The organism is Pseudomonas sp. FP818 (assembly GCF_030687335.1).
Taxonomy (GTDB): domain Bacteria; phylum Pseudomonadota; class Gammaproteobacteria; order Pseudomonadales; family Pseudomonadaceae; genus Aquipseudomonas; species Aquipseudomonas shahriarae.
This window is the reverse complement of the sequence record NZ_CP117427.1, coordinates 2,978,874-2,997,617: the sequence shown is the minus strand read 5'-3', so window position 1 is coordinate 2,997,617 and position 18,744 is coordinate 2,978,874. Positions and strand designations below refer to the sequence as shown.

The window sequence follows — 18,744 nt, the reverse complement described above, 5'->3', positions numbered from 1 at the left end:
CGCGTCAAAAGGTGGGCAGCACCGAGTAGCCTTTGCGGGCGAACTGGTCCAGGCGGTCAGCCTCGGAGTTGTGCAGGATGACCACACCCCTTTCGGAAAACCCGTCTATCTTGCCGTTGCGCTCCTCACTACCGTCGAGCTTGCACTCGTCCAGGTTATCAATGAAGCGCAACACCTTATCCAGATCGTAGGCGGCGTTGGCGCGAGCGTCCGGGTCCGGATTGGCTTGCGTCCAGTCGCCCAGATGCCGCTTGAGATCCCGGTCCAATTGCCAGCGATCGTTGCCGTCGACGTAGTCCGTCAACACCGCACTCTGTTCGATAATCCTTTCCGCCGAACGGTGATCCCCCGCAGGGCGTCCCATGGGGCCAGTCAGTTGGCGGACTGCGCGCTGTTCTGCGACCCGCATGTAGTTGGGCGGGATGGGCAATGGAAAATGAAAAAATGGTGGTAGGACATTGTTCATGGCACCTCTCTTTTTTGAGTGAAAAGAGGCGAATGTTAAACCGCGCAATCACGCGGTCCAACGGCACCGTTGAGCTGATCTATTTCAAGGCGTTTTTCAAAACGAACGCACAATCCGCCCCAGCGTCTCCATGGCCTTTTCCGCTGTTTCATCCCAGGGGCTGCCGTAATTCAGACGGATACAGTTACGAAAACGCTGGGTCGGCGAAAAGATCGGCCCCGGTGCAATGCTGATGCCCTGGGCCAGGGCCATCTGGAACAGTTTCAGCGAGTCGGTCTGCTCCGGTAGCTCCAGCCACAGGAAATACCCGCCGGCGGGCTGACTGACCCGGGTTTGCGCCGGAAAGTAACGGGCGATGGCCGCGAGCATGGCACTTTGCTGTTCTTCCAGGGCATAACGCAATTTGCGCAGGTGGCGGTCGTAGCCGCCGTGTTGCAGATAGTCGGCAATGGCCGCCTGGGCCGGCATCGAGGCGCATAGCGAGGTCATCAGCTTCAGACGTTCAATCTTTTGCGCGTAGCGGCCGGCCGCAACCCAGCCTACGCGGTAGCCCGGGGCCAGGCTCTTGGCGAAGGAACCGCAGTGCATCACCAGGCCTTCAGTGTCGAAGGCCTTGGCCGGCTTGGGCGCCTGTTGACCGTAGTACAGTTCGGCGTACACATCGTCTTCAATCAGCGGCACCTGGTGCCCGCGCAACAACTCGACCAGCTCCTGCTTCTTGGCCTCGGGCATGGTCGCACCCATGGGGTTCTGGAAGCTGGTCATACACCAGCAGGCCTTGATCGGGTAGCGCTCCAGGGTCTGGGCCAGCACCTTCAGGTCAATGCCATCACGCGGATGCACCGGAATTTCCACGGCCTTGAGCTTCAAGCGCTCCAACACTTGCAGGCAGGCATAAAACGCCGGGGCTTCGATGGCCACCAGATCGCCAGGCTCAGTCACCGCTTGCAGGCACAGGTTCAGCGCTTCCAGGGCGCCGTTGGTGATCAGCAGCTCTTCCATGGGCAGCATCAAGCCACCGACCATGTAGCGCAGGGCGATTTGCCGACGCAGTTGCGGGTTGCCCGGCGACATGTCCGTGACCACCATGCGCGGGTCCATTTCGCGGCTGGCGCTGGCCATGGAGCGGGCCAGGCGTTGCAGGGGGAACAGCGTCGGGCTGGGGAAGGCCGAGCCGAAGGGCACGGTCTGCGGATCCTTGATCGAATCCAGTACCGAGAACACCAGCTCACTGACGTCCACCTCGGTGGATTCGTGAACATGGGCGCTGACTGCCGGCTCCGAAAACGGGCTGGGCGCGTGGGTATTGACGAAATACCCGGAGCGCGGCCGCGCCCGGATCAGGCCGCGGCGCTCCAGCAGGTAATAGGCCTGGAACACCGTGGAGGGGCTGACGCCATAGGTCTGGCTGGCATAGCGCACCGACGGCACCCGCTGGCCCGGCCCGAGGACGCCGGAGCGGATCAGTTCAGCGATGTCGTCGGCAAATTTCTCGTAGCGTTTCATCGTGATCCTAATGTTCTACAGCGGTCAAAATGTGGGAGAGGGCTAGCCTGCTCCCACAGGGGGATTGCGTGGGTCAGCGGTTCAGCGGCGCGACAAAACGGCTGTCGGCGACACTATAAACACTTGGCTCGTCGATATCCGTCACCTTGAAACGGATGGTTTGCGAGCTGCTGGTCGGCTTGTCACGGGTCAGCGCCACAGACACCGGCACATCCGTGATCTCTCCTGGCTCCAGGCTGATCTCGGTCTTGCCCTGTAGCTGGAAGCCTTCACCATCCACCAGTTGCACGCGGTAATCCTGGCGCTGCTGGGTCTTGTTGATGATCTTCAAACTGTAGATGTTCTCGATCAACCCCTGGCTGTTCTCCCGGAACATGCCACGGTCCTTGGTGACGTCCAGCGAGACCATGGGCCGTTGCACCAGTGCCATCACCAGGGCGGAGATCATCACCAGCAGCACGGCACTGTAGCCGATCAGGCGTGGCCGCAGCAGGTGGGTCTTGCCACCCTGCAACTGATGTTCGGAGGTGTAACTGATCAAGCCCCGGGCATAACCCATTTTATCCATGATCGAATCGCAGGCGTCGATGCAGGCGGCGCAGCCGATGCACTCCATCTGCAGGCCATCGCGGATGTCGATGCCGGTGGGGCAGACCTGCACGCACAAGTGGCAGTCGATGCAGTCGCCCAGACCCACATCGGCCGGGTTCACATCGCGTTTGCGCGGGCCACGGCTTTCGCCACGGGCGGCGTCGTAGGAAATGGTCAGGGTGTCCTTGTCGAACATCACGCTCTGGAACCGTGCATACGGGCACATATGCATGCACACCGCTTCCCGCAGCCAGCCGGCGTTGATGTAGGTGGCGCCGGTAAAGAACAGCACCCAGAACAGGCTGACACCGCCCATCTGCCAGGTCAGCAGCTCCTCGGCCAGGGGCCGGATCGGGGTGAAATAGCCGACAAAGGTCAAGCCGGTCAGCACACTGATTGCCAGCCACAGGGTGTGTTTGGCGGCGCGGCGCGCCAGTTTATTCACGCTCCAGGGCGCGGCCTGCAGCTTGATCCGCTGGTTTCGCTCACCTTCGGTGACTTTCTCGCACCACATGAACAGCCAGGTAAACGAGCTTTGCGGGCAGGTGTAGCCACACCAGACGCGGCCGGCAAATACCGTAATGGCAAACAGCCCGAAGGCACAGATGATCAACAGCGCCGACAACAGGATGAAATCCTGGGGCCAGAAGGTTGCGCCAAAAATATGGAACTTGCTTTCAGCCAGGTCCCACAACACCGCCTGGCGTGAGTCCCAGTTCAGCCACACGGTGCCAAAAAACGCCAGGAACAGAAAGCCTGCACCGCTTATGCGCAAGGTCCGGAACAGGCCGGTGAAACTGCGGGTGTGAATCAGGTTGTCGCTGGATTTGGCCTTCATCTTCTTTGGATGTGCAGGCTCGAAATTTTCTACTAATCGGACGGGGATTCTATCGCTCATGGTCTTTCGCTCATCAGCCTCCATCAGGCGGATGAACTATGGGCCGCGATCTGTTTGCATAACAGACTCAGGTAAAACCATAAAAAGCGGATCAGATGAGTTTTTAGCGCGCCGCTGCGACAATGTGCAGCACCCCGCAAGCCACGGGGCCGGTGCCTGGATCAACAGCACGCAAGGCATGCTGATCCAGGTCAATCAAATCACCGAATCACCGGTGCTGGCCTTGAGGTGCTTGCGCCCGTCAATGGCACCTGCGACGGTCAAGGCGTCGGCCTCGGCTTCGGTGATGTAGATCCGTTGGCGGTCGATCTCGACCGCCGACATGGATTTGTCGCTGTCGGTAATCACCGTCACCTCCAAAACGCTGCAGCGTTGTTCTTCACCGTTGTCGTCGGTCTTGAAATAGCAGGTCTGGTTTTCGATACGTACGGGCATGGTCTTCTCCTGGTTGTTCGGTGCTGTTCATTAGGTGATGCACGCGGGCCAATGGTTCGGCGCAACTGACTGGCGGTCGTTGCTGTCCATCTTCTATCTCCCATGAAAAGGACAGGACCATGGACGCCTGGTGGCAAGAAGTCTGGCAAACCCTGCAAAGCGAATTCGCCGATATCGGCGATGCGCGGCAACTGACGCAAATCACCCTACGCCTGCTGATCGCCGCGATTCTGGGTGGCATCCTGGGCTTTGAGCGCGAACAGAAAGGCAAGGCCGCCGGTGTGCGCACCCATATGCTGGTGGCGATGGGCGCAGCCTTGTTTGTGCTGGTGCCACAGATGTCCGGCTCCCAGGCAGACGCCATGAGCCGGGTGGTGCAGGGGGTGATCGCCGGTATCGGTTTCCTCGGCGCGGGGACGATTCTCAAGGGCAAGGAGGAGGACACTGGCCAGCACGTCAAGGGCTTGACCACCGCAGCCGGCCTGTGGATGACCGCCGCCATCGGGGTGGCGGCGGGGTTGGGCAAGGAGTCCACTGCGGTACTGAGCACCGTGCTGGCGCTACTGGTGTTCAGCGTGATGCCAAGGATTGTGAAACTACTAGACAAGCCTTAGCTACGGGGCTCCTACACGATAACCGGCGGCATAGTCGTAGGCGGCTCTTCCTTTGCCGGTGGCACGCTTTTCGGCGGTTCCTGTTCAGGAATCGGCGCAGGCTCGGTCGGCGGCAAGGTCGGTGTATCAATATTCGGGTCGGGTGTTTCAGCAGGAATCGGGATGTTCATCGCGGTGGCCTCGTTTGTGTTTTTCTCAATCGGTGGACAACCGCCACGGCCGATTGATTCCCGCCCGGTGGCGGCACACCCCTCTGAACGTTCCGCCGGCCATCGGGCTCGGACCTTATGTGGCCGGCTCAGGAAGAGCCCGCCTGCAGCACTGACAATCAAGCACAAGAGCGTCCTACCCGGATTAGCTCAGGGTCTTTCGCTCATCAGCCCCCGCAAGCCGCGGGGCCGGTGCCTGGATCAGCACGCAGGGCGTGCTGATCCAGGTCAGTCAAATTACCGAATCACCTGTGCGGCCCTTTAATCACCGCCGCCTGCTCAGGTCACCAGATCGCTGTAGGTCACTTCACCAAACACCTTGACCACGAACGGTGGCTTCCCGGGATCGCCTGCGATCATCACCACGCTTGTGTGGGTACCCGGGAGGTAGTGAATCTGCATTTCACCGCTGGCGCCTGAGAAGTTCTCTACCAGGTCAAGGGGTTTATTACCCAGTTGGGCACGAACTCCCGAGACATCGAGCTTGTCACGGCCGTGGGCAAAGTTCATGACTTCACTCGGCGCTGCCAGGATCGATTCGCCAATATTGCCGAAGGTGAAGGTTTGGCTGCTGCCTTGGGCAGGTGGATTGTCCCTGGGCTGGGGTGTCTGGGTTGTCTGTATCGGCGGGTTATTCTCCGGTGTTGGCTTTGCCTGGGACGGTGTCTCATCCGTTGGCGTGTCCTGGGGGAGCGCGTTCAATGATTGGCCGAGGCCGGAAAGGGCCTTGGCGGTGCCTGCGCTATCGCGCTTGCGCTGCTTGATATTCACTTCCTCCAGACGCAACTCTTGCTCGACTTCCTGGCTGGCCCTGAAATCCGCCTCGGGGTCGCCGGTGTTCATGCGTGATCTGATTTCATTCTTACTCAACCCAGGGACCTCCACGGCTGCCGCAGTATCTTGCAGGTGCTCGAGGTTTGTTTGGCTCAAGAGTGTCTTGAATTCGTTGAGTTGCCTGATCGTTCCGGCGGCATTGGGGCCATTCTGCATCGTGCGGATATTGGCCGGGCTCAACAACGTGCGCAGTTCGCTGAGACGGCTCCTGGTCTCCATGGAGAACGGCTCGCGCAACATTTGTATGACACTGTCGCGGTTCAATAACTTGCCAACTTTGTCGGCTATTACAGAGCCTACGTCAGGCGTTTGTGGGCGAGGCTTGGCCTGTGCAGTGGCTGCCTCGGACTGCCGGGGGGGATAGCCACGCTCGGCAGGCTTTGCGTCAGGTTGGCGCGTGGTTTTGAACTGTGAGGTAGGCGTTGGCTGCTGACGCGGTCTGTCAGGCGTTTTTGTTCGTGAGGGGGCACTTGGGCCGGCCTTGAGCAAGCGCAGAATCTCTTGAGAATGATTAAGTGGCACTTTTTCAGGAAGCGACGTGATAGGTCGGTACGGCTGATGATTAGCGGGTTGAATTGACATGATGAGCCCTCGCATGGGTTTGACGTGATGCATGCGCAAGTCAGCCTATCTATGGGCGAGGGCGATCGACTTCAGTGCTTTCGGGCTGGTTGGTAGGACGTATCTCTAATGCTTGCCCGATCGCGGGCAAGCAGCGACGCTTTTCAGGCGACGACCGGTGGCGCGGTTTGCGGTGGGTCCTCCATCGGTGGTGGCAGGTTTTCAGGTGGCTCCTGCTCGGGAATCGGTACTGGCTCAGTGGGCGGCAGTGGTGGCTTGTCTATATTGGGCTCTGGGGTTCGTGCGGGGATCGGGCTACTCATCGGTATGGCCTCCTTTGTGCTTTGTTGTATCGGGGACAATCGGCACGGCCGATTGATTCCCGCCCGGCGGGCGGCACATCCATCTGAACTTTCCGCCGGCCACCGGGCTCGGACCTTATGTGGCCGGCTCAGGAAGAGCCCGCCTGCAGCACTGACAATCAAGCACAAGAGCGTCCATGGGGCGTAAGGGGAGATGCTCGATGACGGCTGAAATACCCGGATTACCATTGTCCCAGGCACTGTTGCTGCCCAGGATCGCCATTGAAGACACGATGCCGGTGATTGATGCCGGCGCATTCGCGGTCAAGGCCGTGCAAGGGCAATCCATCCACGTTACCAGCAAGGTGTTCGCCGACGGCCATGACCAGTTGGCCGTGTTGATTCGCTGGCGGTCGCTGAGTGAAGACAACTGGCATCGCGAGGTCATGGCAGACAAGGGCAACAACACCTGGGAAGGCACTTTCGACGTCACCCTGCAGGGCCCGCACCAATATTGCATCGAGGCGTGGATCGACCATTTCGCCAGTTTCTGCTACGAACTGGGCAAGAAACACACCGCCGGGGTTCCCGTCAGCCTGGAGCTGCAGGAAGGTCGCCAGCAGGTCTTGCAAGCCGCTGAACGCAGTGAAGGTGAGCTGCAGGAGCACTTGCAGCAATTGCATCAACAATTGTCCGGGCTGCTGGAAACCGAGCAGGTCGCGTTGTTTCTGCACGAACACAGTGCACAGCTGATGGCCGAGGCCGATTTGCGCCCCTACCTGAGTATCAGCCCGGTGTATCCACTGGATGTGGAACGGCCACAGGCGCTGTTTGCCAGTTGGTACGAGCTGTTTCCGCGCTCGATCACCGACGATGCGGCGCGCCACGGCACCTTCAATGACGTGCATGGGCGCCTGGCGATGATCCATGACATGGGCTTTGACGTGCTGTACTTCCCGCCGATCCACCCCATCGGCCGTAGTCACCGCAAGGGCAAGAACAACTCACTGACCGCCGGCCCCGAGGATCCCGGCAGCCCGTATGCCATCGGCAGCGAGGAGGGCGGCCATGACGCCATCCATTCGCAGCTGGGCACCCGCGAGGATTTCCGCCGCCTGGTAGCCGCCGCCGCCGAGCACGGCCTGGAGATCGCCCTGGACTTTGCCATCCAATGTTCCCAGGACCACCCCTGGCTCAAGCAGCATCCCGGCTGGTTCAACTGGCGCCCGGACGGCACGATCAAATATGCGGAAAACCCGCCGAAGAAATACCAGGACATCGTCAACGTCGACTTCTATGCCACCGATGCGATCCCCAGCCTGTGGCTGGAGTTGCGCGATGTCGTGCTGGGCTGGGTCGAGGAGGGGGTCAAGACCTTCCGCGTCGACAACCCTCACACCAAGCCGCTGCCGTTCTGGCAATGGTTGATCAGCGATGTACGGGCCCAGCACCCCGAAGTGATCTTCCTCGCCGAGGCCTTCACCACCCCGGCGATGATGGCGCGGCTGGGCAAGGTCGGTTATTCCCAGAGCTACACCTATTTCACCTGGCGCAACACCAAGGCCGAATTGAGTGAGTACTTCACCCAGTTGAACCAGTCGCCCTGGCGTGAATGCTACCGGCCAAACTTTTTCGTCAACACCCCGGACATCAACCCGGGCTTTCTGCATGAGTCCGGGCGCCCCGGCTTTTTGATCCGTGCCGCGCTGGCCACCATGGGCTCGGGCCTATGGGGCATGTACTCGGGTTTTGAGCTGTGTGAAAGCGCGCCGGTGCCGGGCAAGGAAGAGTACCTGGACTCGGAAAAGTACGAGATCCGCCCCCGGGACTTCAGTGCCCCCGGCAACATCATTGCCGAGATTGCCCAACTCAACCGCATCCGCCGGCAAAACCCGGCACTGCAGACACACTTGGGCCTGACGCTCTACAACGCGTTCAACGACCACATCCTGTACTTCGGCAAGCGCAGCGAGGATGGCAGCAACTTCATCCTGGTCGCCGTCAACCTCGACCCGTTCAACGCCCAGGAGGCGCATTTCGAGCTGCCGTTGTGGGAGATGGGCCTGCCGGACGACGCCCAAGTGCAGGGCGAAGACCTGATGAACGGCCATCGCTGGACCTGGTACGGCAAGATCCAATGGATGCGCATCGAGCCCCATATGCCATTTGGCATCTGGCGCGTAACCCAGTCTTGAGTCGGATGCAGATCAACTGTGGGAGCGGGCAAGCCCGCACACATTGATCCAGTCCAGTCTGTAAGTTTTCTTGAATTTTCCAGGAGTTTCCAATGGCGAAGAAACCCAAGGCTGCCACCTTTATCAAAGACCCGCTCTGGTACAAGGACGCGGTGATTTACCAGGTTCACGTCAAATCCTATTTCGACTCCAATAACGACGGCATCGGGGATTTCCCCGGGCTGATCGCCAAACTCGACTACATCGCCGACCTGGGCGTGAACACCATCTGGCTGCTGCCGTTCTACCCTTCGCCACGCCGTGACGACGGCTATGACATTGCCGAATACCGTGGTGTGCACAGCGACTACGGGACCATGGCCGACGCCAAGCGTTTTATCGCCGAGGCGCACAAGCGCGGGCTGCGGGTGATTACGGAGCTGGTGATCAACCACACCTCGGACCAGCATCCGTGGTTCCAGCGCGCGCGCAAGGCCAAGCCTGGCTCCAGTGCCCGGGACTTCTACGTGTGGTCCGATGACGACCAGAAATACGACGGCACCCGCATCATTTTCCTCGACACCGAAAAGTCCAACTGGACCTGGGACCCGGTCGCCGGCCAGTACTTCTGGCACCGCTTCTATTCCCACCAGCCGGACCTCAACTTCGACAACCCGCAAGTCATGAAGGCCGTGCTGTCGGTGATGCGCTACTGGCTGGACATGGGCATCGACGGCCTTCGCCTGGACGCGATTCCTTACCTGATCGAGCGCGACGGCACCAACAACGAAAACCTTCCCGAAACCCACGATGTGCTCAAGCAGATCCGTGCCGAAATCGACGCCAACTACCCCGACCGCATGCTGCTGGCCGAAGCCAACCAATGGCCGGAAGATACCCAGCTGTACTTTGGCGACCAGAAGGGCGACGACGGCGACGAATGCCATATGGCCTTCCATTTCCCGCTGATGCCGCGTATGTACATGGCCCTGGCCCAGGAAGATCGCTTCCCGATCACCGATATTCTGCGCCAGACCCCGGAAATTCCCGCGAACTGCCAATGGGCGATTTTCCTGCGCAACCATGATGAGCTGACCCTGGAAATGGTCACCGACAAGGAGCGCGATTACCTGTGGAACTACTACGCCGCCGATCGCCGCGCGCGCATCAACCTGGGGATTCGCCGACGCCTGGCGCCCTTGATGGAGCGCGACCGCCGCCGCATCGAGCTGCTCAACAGCCTGTTGCTGTCCATGCCTGGCACACCGACCCTGTATTACGGTGATGAAATTGGCATGGGCGACAATATCTACCTGGGCGACCGCGACGGCGTACGCACGCCGATGCAATGGTCCATCGACCGTAACGGTGGTTTTTCCCGCGCCGACCCGGCCAGCCTGGTACTGCCGCCGATCATGGACCCGCTCTACGGCTACCAGTCGGTCAACGTCGAAACCCAGGCCCAGGACCCCCATTCCCTCCTGAACTGGACGCGGCGCATGCTGGCGATCCGCAAGCAGTCCAAGGCGTTCGGGCGCGGCACCCTGAAAATGCTCTCGCCGAGCAACCGCCGGATCCTCGCTTACACCCGCGAGTACACCGGCGTCGACGGCAAACAGGAAATCATCCTGTGTGTGGCCAACGTGTCGCGTACCGCCCAGGCGGCGGAGTTGGACCTGTCGGCCTTTGCCGGCATGGTTCCGGTGGAAATGCTCGGCGGCAATGCCTTCCCGCCCATCGGTCAGCTGAATTTCCTGCTGACCCTGGCACCCTACGGCTTCTATTGGTTTGTGTTGGCCGCGGAAAACCAGATGCCCAGCTGGCATGTGGAGCCGGCCCAGAGTCTGCCGGACTTCACCACCCTGGTCTTGAAAAAACGCCTCGAAGAATTGCTCGAAGCGCCGTGCCGCACCACTCTGGAGCAGACTTCACTGCCCAGCTGGCTGGCCAATCGGCGTTGGTTCGCCAATAAGGACTCAACCATCGACCGCGTGCATATCGCCTATGGCGTGCGCTTTGGCGATGCCCAGCATCCGGTGCTGCTCAGTGAGATTGAAGTGACCAGCGGCGGGCAGACCAGCCGTTATCAGTTGCCCTTCGGCCTGCTGGGCGAAGATCAGTTCAGCAGCGCCTTGCCGCAGCAACTGGCCCTGGCACGGGTACGCCGGGTGCGCCAGGTGGGCCTGATCACCGATGCGTTCAGCCTCGACAGCTTCATCCGCGCGGTGATCGAGGGCCTGCGCGCCGAGACCGTGCTTACCAGCAGCGATGGGGAGATTCGTTTCGAGCCGACCCCACAATTGCCCGACTTGCCCCTGGGCGACCAGTTGCAAGTGCGCTACCTGGCGGCCGAGCAGTCCAACAGTTCGGTGGTGGTCGGCGAAAGCCTGGTGCTGAAGTTGATCCGCAAGGTCAGCACCGGGATTCATCCGGAACTGGAAATGGGCGCCTACCTGACCGCCGCCGGCTACGCGCATATCTCGCCGTTGCTGGGTTCGGTGATCCGCCGCGATGCCGAAGGCCAGGACAACCTGCTGATGATTGCCCAGGGCTATCTCAGCAACCAGGGCGATGCCTGGGGCTGGACCCAGAACAACCTGGAACGGGCGATTCGCGATGAATTGGCCGAAGCGATTTCCGAACAGGAACAACACTACAACGCCCTCGGCGAACTGGCGGATTTCGCCGGGCTGCTCGGGCAACGGCTGGGGGAAATGCACAACGTGCTGGCCGCGCCAACCACCAACCCGGACTTCCAGCCCGAAGTCACTACCGTCAAGGACAGCCAGGGCTGGGCCAAGCAGGTGGGCGCGCAGATCGAGCGTGCATTGCAACTGCTCAAACAGCATCAAAACCAATTGAACCCCGCCGACCAGGGGTTGGTCACTCAACTGCTGGCACAGAAAAAGGCGATTGCCAGCCATGTGCAGGCCTTGGCAAAAGCCACGATGGGCGGCTTGCGCATCCGGGTCCATGGGGATTTGCACCTGGGCCAGGTCCTGGTGGTCAAGGGCGATGCCTATCTGATCGACTTCGAGGGCGAGCCCGCGCGGCCGTTGCACGAGCGCCGAGGCAAGCACAGCCCGTACAAGGACGTCAGCGGCGTACTGCGTTCGTTCGACTACGCCGCCGCCATGGCCCTGAATGTGCAAGGGCAAGGGCTGGATCACTCGGCCGATACCGATGCCTCGCGCCAACGCGTGGTAGATCGCTACCTGACTGAAGCGCGCCAGGCATTTATCCAGGCGTATCAACAGGCTACGTCTACACTGGCGCATGACTGGCAGGATGCCAAAGGAGCAGAAGCGGCTCTCGCATTGTTCAGCCTGGAGAAGGCGGCGTATGAAGTGGCCTACGAGGCAGAGAACCGCCCGACCTGGCTGGCAGTGCCATTGCGCGGATTGCACGGGTTGCTGGACGGGCGTTAAAGGCGTACGTCAAAACAAAGCAGATCGAATGTAGGAGTTGTCGAGCTGTCGCCAGGCTACGATGGCGGCGTTAGCTGACACTGCGCCAGCGCTGGCAAGCCAGCTCCCACATTTGATCCTTAGTGTCACAAGCGGTGGGAGAAATCATGAGCTTTACACATAAAGAACCGCTGCAATCGAAATTCGCGGTCATGCCGGCACCCAAGGATATTGAAGCCCTGGTGCGCGCCGAACATCCGGATCCGTTTGCGCTCCTCGGCCCCCACGACGATGAGCAGGGCGGCCAGGTTATCCGCGCATTCCTGCCTGAGGCCTTGAGTGTTGAGGTGCTGGCCCGTGACAGCGGCGACGGGCTTGGCAGCCTGGATGCCACCCCGGTTCCCGGCTTGTTTATCGGGCATTTCTCTACACGCCAAAGCTACCTGCTGAAGATCCAGTGGGCCGGCGGCGAGCAAATCACCGAAGACCCCTACAGCTTCGGCCAGTTGCTCGGGGAAATGGACCTGTACCTGTTTGCCGAAGGCAATCACCGCGAGTTGAGCAATTGCCTGGGCGCCCAAGTGACGAGCGTCGATGGTATCCAGGGCGTGCGCTTTGCCGTGTGGGCGCCGAATGCCCGGCGGGTCTCGGTGGTGGGCGACTTCAATATCTGGGACGGGCGCCGCCACCCGATGCGCCTGCGGCATCCCGCCGGGGTCTGGGAAATCTTTATCCCGCGCCTGCAACCGGGCGCGGCCTACAAATACGAAATTCTCGGCGCCACCGGGATCCTGCCGCTCAAGGCCGATCCCATGGCCCTGGCCACCCAGTTACCGCCCGACACGGCGTCGAAGGTCGCCGCGCCATTGCAAGTGGCGTGGTCGGACGAAGCCTGGATGCAGACCCGGGGCGAACGCCAGGCGCCGAGTGCGCCCCTGTCAATCTACGAACTGCACGTCGGTTCCTGGCAATGCGAGCTGGACGAGTTGGGCGAAGTGTCGCGCCAATACGGCTGGCGCGAGTTGGGGGAGCGGCTGATTCCCTATGTGCAGCAACTGGGTTTCACCCATATCGAACTTATGCCGATCATGGAGCATCCGTTCGGTGGTTCCTGGGGTTACCAGCCGTTGTCGCAATTTGCACCCAGCGCACGCTTTGGTTCGCCCGACGAGTTTGGCGCGTTCGTCAACGCCTGCCATCAGGCGGATATCGGCATCATTCTCGACTGGGTGCCGGCGCATTTTCCTACCGATACCCATGGCCTGGCCCAGTTCGACGGCACCGCGCTGTACGAATACGGCAACCCGCTGGAAGGCTTTCATCAGGACTGGGACACGCTGATCTACAACCTGGGGCGTACCGAGGTCCATGGTTTTATGCTGGCGTCGGCATTGCACTGGCTCAAGCACTTCCATATTGATGGCCTGCGGGTGGATGCGGTGGCGTCGATGCTGTATCGCGACTACTCACGCAAGGCCGGGGAGTGGGTGCCTAACCGCCACGGAGGGCGCGAGAACCTCGAAGCCATTGAGTTCCTGCGCCACCTCAACGATGTAGTGGCCCTGGAAGCTCCCGGCGCCCTGGTAATCGCCGAGGAATCCACCGCCTGGCCTGGCGTCAGCCAGCCGACCCAGCAGGGCGGCCTGGGGTTCAACTACAAGTGGAACATGGGCTGGATGCACGATTCGCTGCATTACATCCAGCAGGACCCGGTGTACCGCGCCCATCATCACAATGAGCTGAGTTTCGGCCTGGTGTATGCCTGGTCCGAGCGTTTTGTGCTGCCGATCTCCCATGATGAGGTGGTGCATGGCAAACACTCGCTGATCGACAAAATGCCCGGCGACAGGTGGCAAAAATTCGCCAACCTGCGGGCCTACCTGAGCTTTATGTGGATGCATCCGGGCAAGAAGCTGCTGTTTATGGGCTGCGAGTTTGGTCAATGGCGTGAGTGGAACCACGACCAGCAACTGGATTGGTACCTGCTGCAGTACCCGGAACACCGGGGTGTGCAGAAACTGGTGGGCGACCTCAATCGCCTGTACCGCGAAGAGCCGGCCCTGCACGAGCAAGACGACGCACCGCAAGGCTTCCAGTGGTTGATTGGCGACGATGCAATCAACAGCGTCTATGCCTGGCTGCGCTGGAGCAAGGACGGCAAGCCGGTGCTGGTGGTGGCCAACTTCACCCCTGTGCCCCGCGAGGCGTACAAGGTGGGGGTACCGTTTGCCGGCAGTTGGAAGGAGGTGATCAATAGTGATGCCGACACCTATTCCGGTTCCAACTACGGCAACGGCGGTGAAGTGTTCACCCTCGCCGAGCCGCACCATGGGCAGCCGGTGTCGCTGGCGTTGAATCTGCCGCCACTGGGGGTACTGATTCTGCGCCAGGAGTAAAGGCGCGCCGCATGGCCATCGTGGCTTGACCACGATGGCCTGACCAACGCTGTTACCAAACCGTCTGGAACATTTTCTTACGTGTGCGCCACACAAGGATGTCAGCGATCAGGCGCAGTTTCCCAGTCCCCCTTCGTTTCGTCGCTGTGCCTGTGTATCACTGCCAGAGACGAACCATCATGACGCCTGTCCACCTCAACACACGATTTGCGCCTGCTGCTCCCACCTTGTCACGCTCCGACACGCCACCACCCAGCGAAGGCAGTGCCGGCCTGACGCTGGTGCAACCGCCTGCGCTAGCGACTCCCTCACACCAGGTGCACGTGCGGGGAAAGCTCGGTGATCTGGACGAAATACTGCGGGTGCTGCACGCGCTGCAAACCCCGAATGCCGTCGTCAATAAAAGCTTGTTTCTCAACAAAGACTCGCCGCTGATACCCGCCAATGGCTCGACCCAACCGGGGACCAATCGGCTGGATAACATGCTCGCGTTTTACGGGATAGTGCCCTCCAACCCCAAGACACCGGAGCAGGTGCAAGCGGCGATTGACGCTGCGCAAGATGCGCGTAGCGAAATCAGCCTGGGCCTGGGTGATCCGTCCAGTGACATGGATGGCTTGCTGGACAAGCGCAATGAGCCCGCTATCCAGGCCTGGGTTGCCGAGCAAGAGGCCAAGTACAAAAAACCGTTGCTCAGCCAGCTGACCGAAGACCTCCCACCCCAGGCTCTGAAAAAAGCCCAGGGCACGCCGGCCGCCGTGCTGGAGCTGATACTCAAATCGCCCAAGGCCAATGAACGGGTTCAGCAGTTGTTAAAAACCCTGGGCGGGGCCGAGTTCCCCCTCGATGGCGTCATAACGCCCGAAGTCAAGGTCAAGCTGTTGCTCAAGGCCCTGGCCTTGAGCCTGGACCCGCTGCAGACGCGCCAACCCGGGCAGGTTGCCGGCTTTAATCTGGCCTCGAGTGACCAGTGGGGCCAAAGCTACCCGTCGATAAAGTCCGCGTTCAGGAAACACCTGGTCGATTCACGGCAGCTTTCCGGGGATCAGGCCCATCTGGCGGCCTATATTCTGCAACCCCTGTTCCCGCCCGACTTTGCCGTGCGTGATACGCCAGCGGATCTACCTTACCGAGGGTCGGCGGTGTGGGTGAACTTCCAGCAAGGCGTCAGTCTGGCTGAAACGATCGCGCCGGGCTCGTCGCGGCGCATGGGCTTTCAACAACTGGTCGATCTGCCTGGCAAGCTCAGCGAGCAAGCTACAACGGACGGTGAGTGGGCGCTCATAACCTCGACCCGTACCCCGGCGGTTCTGGCGTGGGCGGTGACGCAAGGGGTGCTCCCACAGAAGGAAAGCTATTCGCAGGAAGATATAAATAAGGCAGCCACTGCACTGGACGCCCATATCGATAGCGTGGTCGCGGCAACCCAACAGATGGCGGCCGATGTGCCGATGCGCAAAGACTATTTCGAACGGATGCAGAAGGGCACTTCCCGGACCGAGGTGCTGAGCCTGATCAGTCCTGTTTTTGCTCTGTACAGGCACATGAGTGGTGAGAAAATCACCCCCTCGGACGTCAACTATCAATACCCTGTTTATGATGAAGGCCAGTTCCAGGGGGCGTTTGACAAATACCTGGCCGATACCAAGGTCGCCTACGGAACGCTTGTCCGCAGCCAGTTGACCCAGTTGCCGCTAAAGGACCGCGAGGCGATTGAACGGGGTGACGTAACGCTGTATGCCCTGCGGACAAAACCCGGCAGCCCCAATGAAACCGCCGAGGAGAAAAAGGCCGCTGTCACACGCCCGGCGTTTATTCTCAAAGCCAAATACAAGGGCGAGACAAGCTACTACGAAGTGAATCCGGTCAAGGGTATCGCCCGGCGGCGCGACGACTTGAAGCCGATCCTGGAGTCCTACAACCCCACCGATAAACGCTATGGCAAGGATTTCATTTCAATTGACCATTCCGCTGAGGGTGAGCCTTCTGAAGAGCTGGTAGTCCGCCACACCCGCCCCGACAGCAGGGCCGAGTTCAAGCAACAGTGGACGGATTACAAGGCCGGCAAAGGCCCCAAACCCAAGAGCTTTTCCATCGTGGTACCGCAACAGCTCGCGCACTTTTCAGCGGCGAGCAATCCATCGACAGGTGCGGTGCCGCACACCCTGGCGTCCGAACGCTCAGTGGAGATCGCCAAGGCCATTACCACGGATCTGTTTTATGTCGATGAAACCACGCTCAAGCAGTGGGCGGAGTCGGACCCGGCCCGGGAAAGCGCAGCCCATAAAAACGACGACGCCTTTTGGGATCGGGTCAAAGGCGTCGGTCAGATGGTTGTTCCGTTCTGGAGTGGCATCGAAAACCTGGTCAAAGGCAATACCAAGGAGGGCATCAAGGATCTGGTGGTCGACGGCCTGCTGACCTTCGCCGGGCCGGCGGGCAAGTTTGCCGCGGGCTCGGTGCGCCTCCTGTCCACGGCCGGCAAGATTGGCGTAAGGGCACTGCTGCCAAAATTTCTGCCCCTGGTGAAGAAGTTCGCGGTTTCCGTGGCGCACAATCTCAACCCGCTTGACCCGGTGATGCCCGCGATCAATGGCCTGGGGGGCAGGCTCATGAAGTCTGGGCGCGCGGGCCTGAGCAATCTTCAGGCCGGTATTGCCAAGGTCAAGCAATCCGGCTTCCTTAAACTGCCCGGCAGAGGCCGCTACGACATTACCCCGAAGATCCCCCTGACCCCCAGGCCCGTCGCGCAGGGCCTGACCTTGCGGGTCCCCGAAGGCCTCTCCAGTGACCAGGTCCGAGTCCTGCATCGGCACACGTACAGCGACCTGGTTATCGGTGATGATGTCTATCGCTATAACCCGAAAAAGCCCGACAGCCTGATCAAACTGGGCGGCCCGGAGGATACCGAGCCGCTTGAAGGTTTGGTGATGAGCTGTGGCGGCGGGGGCCGGCGATCCAAGCGGGACCTGAATGACCTGTGCTACACCAAACAGATCGAGCCAGGAGGCACGCCGGTCTTTCAGGACGCACAAGCACTCGAGCATCGCCGACTGATCCCGCGGGCCGGCCCAGGAAAAGGGCCGCGCACGGTCATCCATGAGCACCGTCGTTACCGCGTCAATGAGGCGGGCAACCAGGAGCTGCTACCGATGGCGAGTGTAGGACCTGTGACCTACAAACCTCGCACGACCGGCAGCGTGGTCAACGAAGCGGATTTTGGCTATGACGATTTTGGTGTGCCCCGGGCGATCAACCAGGAAACGGTGGTGGTCAAGATGGATGCGATCAGCGACCTGAGTAATGACCAGCGTGTCATCAGGGGGGTCAAGGTCAACCATAATGGCCACCAGTACGTGGTGGTCGAGGCTGATACTGGCGTGCACTATTACGCTGAGCTGACAGGCAACGGGCAACTGGATTTTCACCGGATGACCCGCAGTGATGCGCTGGATGTCGAATTCATCAAGTTCTACGACCAATACAAGGATATCTACGGTTTCGCGGCGCAGGGGCTCCCGGACAATCAGTTGGTGGTACTGCCCAGCCTGGAGACGCTGATCAAGAAAATCGTCGCCGACGAGCCTATGTCACCTGCCGAAATCAACCACCTTGCCAGCGTACTGCAGGGTCTGTCCCCCGAGAAACAACGCGAAGTCCTGATGGCGGTGTACGCATCGGGAAACAACCCCGGACATGTGGTAGTGGCGGCCAAACCGATCCGCCTGGCGCCGATCAACAAGCCTGCTGACTTCGCCCAGTTGCCGGCTGAACAACAGAACCGCGTGTATGCAGAAGGTGCGAGAAAAGCGGTAGACGAGCAGTTTCAGGCCACGGGCATTCGCTCAGCCAATCAACAGGTGCCCGGGCTTGCCGGTGAGGCCACGCGCAACGCCACGGCCACAGAAGTGGTGGGTTGGCTGTACACCCGCACGGGGGCGCCCAATTATTCCGAAATGGTCCTGAAGACCGGCGCCGGCAATTGTGACCAGATGGCCAAGGTCGCCGTTGATACGATCAATGCCAGTGGCGGCAATGCCCGTATCGCGCAAGTCAAAGGACATACCTTCGCGGTCGTCGGCGGGCCCCCGGGCCAGCCCCGCAGTAAAGGGTTTGTGGGGCCGGAGTGGGATCAGGCATGGGTCGTCGACCCCTGGGCCGGTATCACCTGCCGGGCGGCAGACTACCCGGCCCAGTTCAAGGCGCGGATGCAGGAGTGGAGCCAGTCTGGCAGACGCATCCTGATCAGCGATGGAGGAACGCCGCCGCGCTCGGTGTGGAGCGACCCCATGGACCCACGCTGGATAAGCGCCACCGTCGATGGTGAAGCCCAGGTGTTCCAATAATCCGT

12 protein-coding genes are annotated in these 18,744 nt (G+C 60.6%); 5 read left to right on the top strand and 7 right to left on the bottom strand.

Annotated features, from left to right (window positions below):
• Positions 1-4: 4 nt before the first annotated feature.
• The 4 genes from PSH80_RS13395 to PSH80_RS13380 all read right to left on the bottom strand — a co-directional run bounded on the left by PSH80_RS13395 (position 5) and on the right by PSH80_RS13380 (position 3,896).
• Positions 5-364, bottom strand: coding sequence for a hypothetical protein (locus PSH80_RS13395; RefSeq protein ID WP_225923789.1), 360 nt, complete (start codon positions 362-364; stop codon positions 5-7).
• A gap of 198 nt (positions 365-562) precedes the next feature.
• The gene (mapR, locus tag PSH80_RS13390) at positions 563-1,972 is read right to left on the bottom strand and encodes a GntR family transcriptional regulator MpaR (RefSeq protein ID WP_057436622.1); all 1,410 of its coding nucleotides are present in this window, start codon (positions 1,970-1,972) and stop codon (positions 563-565) included.
• 73 nt (positions 1,973-2,045) lie between these two features.
• Positions 2,046-3,461, bottom strand: a complete 1,416-nt coding sequence (gene ccoG / locus PSH80_RS13385) for a cytochrome c oxidase accessory protein CcoG (RefSeq protein WP_305417059.1) — start codon at positions 3,459-3,461, stop codon at positions 2,046-2,048.
• A gap of 195 nt (positions 3,462-3,656) precedes the next feature.
• Positions 3,657-3,896 carry a DUF3203 family protein gene (locus PSH80_RS13380; protein WP_305417057.1) on the bottom strand — a complete coding sequence of 80 codons (240 nt, stop codon included), beginning with the start codon at positions 3,894-3,896 and terminating at the stop codon, positions 3,657-3,659.
• A gap of 119 nt (positions 3,897-4,015) precedes the next feature.
• Here PSH80_RS13380 and PSH80_RS13375 point away from each other — a divergent pair, with 119 nt between their 5' ends.
• A complete protein-coding gene (locus PSH80_RS13375; protein ID WP_057444089.1) occupies positions 4,016-4,510 on the top strand; it encodes an MgtC/SapB family protein in 495 nt (164 codons plus the stop codon).
• A gap of 11 nt (positions 4,511-4,521) precedes the next feature.
• Here the strand turns inward: PSH80_RS13375 and PSH80_RS13370 are convergent, their stop codons facing one another.
• From PSH80_RS13370 to PSH80_RS13360, 3 genes are all read right to left on the bottom strand, one after another.
• Positions 4,522-4,680, bottom strand: coding sequence for a hypothetical protein (locus PSH80_RS13370; RefSeq protein ID WP_305417053.1), 159 nt, complete (start codon positions 4,678-4,680; stop codon positions 4,522-4,524).
• A gap of 318 nt (positions 4,681-4,998) precedes the next feature.
• Entirely contained in the window at positions 4,999-6,135 is a 1,137-nt protein-coding gene (locus tag PSH80_RS13365; protein WP_169989692.1) for a M10 family metallopeptidase C-terminal domain-containing protein, read from the bottom strand.
• A 143-nt stretch (positions 6,136-6,278) separates the two neighbouring features.
• Positions 6,279-6,437 (bottom strand): hypothetical protein, encoded by a 159-nt coding sequence (locus tag PSH80_RS13360; protein WP_169989693.1) that lies wholly within the window; start codon positions 6,435-6,437, stop codon positions 6,279-6,281.
• A 200-nt stretch (positions 6,438-6,637) separates the two neighbouring features.
• Here PSH80_RS13360 and PSH80_RS13355 point away from each other — a divergent pair, with 200 nt between their 5' ends.
• From PSH80_RS13355 to PSH80_RS13340, 4 genes are all read left to right on the top strand, one after another.
• Positions 6,638-8,611, top strand: coding sequence for an alpha-1,4-glucan--maltose-1-phosphate maltosyltransferase (locus tag PSH80_RS13355; RefSeq protein ID WP_057959470.1), 1,974 nt, complete (start codon positions 6,638-6,640; stop codon positions 8,609-8,611).
• A gap of 92 nt (positions 8,612-8,703) precedes the next feature.
• Positions 8,704-12,018 carry a maltose alpha-D-glucosyltransferase gene (gene treS / locus PSH80_RS13350; RefSeq protein ID WP_057959471.1) on the top strand — a complete coding sequence of 1,105 codons (3,315 nt, stop codon included), beginning with the start codon at positions 8,704-8,706 and terminating at the stop codon, positions 12,016-12,018.
• A gap of 146 nt (positions 12,019-12,164) precedes the next feature.
• Positions 12,165-14,393 carry a 1,4-alpha-glucan branching protein GlgB gene (gene glgB / locus PSH80_RS13345; protein ID WP_198799285.1) on the top strand — a complete coding sequence of 743 codons (2,229 nt, stop codon included), beginning with the start codon at positions 12,165-12,167 and terminating at the stop codon, positions 14,391-14,393.
• 617 nt (positions 14,394-15,010) lie between these two features.
• Positions 15,011-18,739 (top strand): hypothetical protein, encoded by a 3,729-nt coding sequence (locus PSH80_RS13340; RefSeq protein ID WP_282405368.1) that lies wholly within the window; start codon positions 15,011-15,013, stop codon positions 18,737-18,739.
• The last annotated feature ends 5 nt before the right edge of the window (positions 18,740-18,744 follow it).

Excerpts from the sequence above, each read along its gene's own strand:
- PSH80_RS13395 (WP_225923789.1), bottom strand. The coding sequence starts at position 364 with ATGGGACGCCCTGCGGGGGATCACCGTTCGGCGGAAAGGATTATCGAA.
- mapR (WP_057436622.1), bottom strand. The coding sequence starts at position 1,972 with ATGAAACGCTACGAGAAATTTGCCGACGACATCGCTGAACTGATCCGC.
- ccoG (WP_305417059.1), bottom strand. The coding sequence starts at position 3,461 with ATGAGCGATAGAATCCCCGTCCGATTAGTAGAAAATTTCGAGCCTGCA.
- PSH80_RS13380 (WP_305417057.1), bottom strand. The coding sequence starts at position 3,896 with ATGCCCGTACGTATCGAAAACCAGACCTGCTATTTCAAGACCGACGAC.
- PSH80_RS13375 (WP_057444089.1), top strand. The coding sequence starts at position 4,016 with ATGGACGCCTGGTGGCAAGAAGTCTGGCAAACCCTGCAAAGCGAATTC.
- PSH80_RS13370 (WP_305417053.1), bottom strand. The coding sequence starts at position 4,680 with ATGAACATCCCGATTCCTGCTGAAACACCCGACCCGAATATTGATACA.
- PSH80_RS13365 (WP_169989692.1), bottom strand. The coding sequence starts at position 6,135 with ATGTCAATTCAACCCGCTAATCATCAGCCGTACCGACCTATCACGTCG.
- PSH80_RS13360 (WP_169989693.1), bottom strand. The coding sequence starts at position 6,437 with ATGAGTAGCCCGATCCCCGCACGAACCCCAGAGCCCAATATAGACAAG.
- PSH80_RS13355 (WP_057959470.1), top strand. The coding sequence starts at position 6,638 with ATGACGGCTGAAATACCCGGATTACCATTGTCCCAGGCACTGTTGCTG.
- treS (WP_057959471.1), top strand. The coding sequence starts at position 8,704 with ATGGCGAAGAAACCCAAGGCTGCCACCTTTATCAAAGACCCGCTCTGG.
- glgB (WP_198799285.1), top strand. The coding sequence starts at position 12,165 with ATGAGCTTTACACATAAAGAACCGCTGCAATCGAAATTCGCGGTCATG.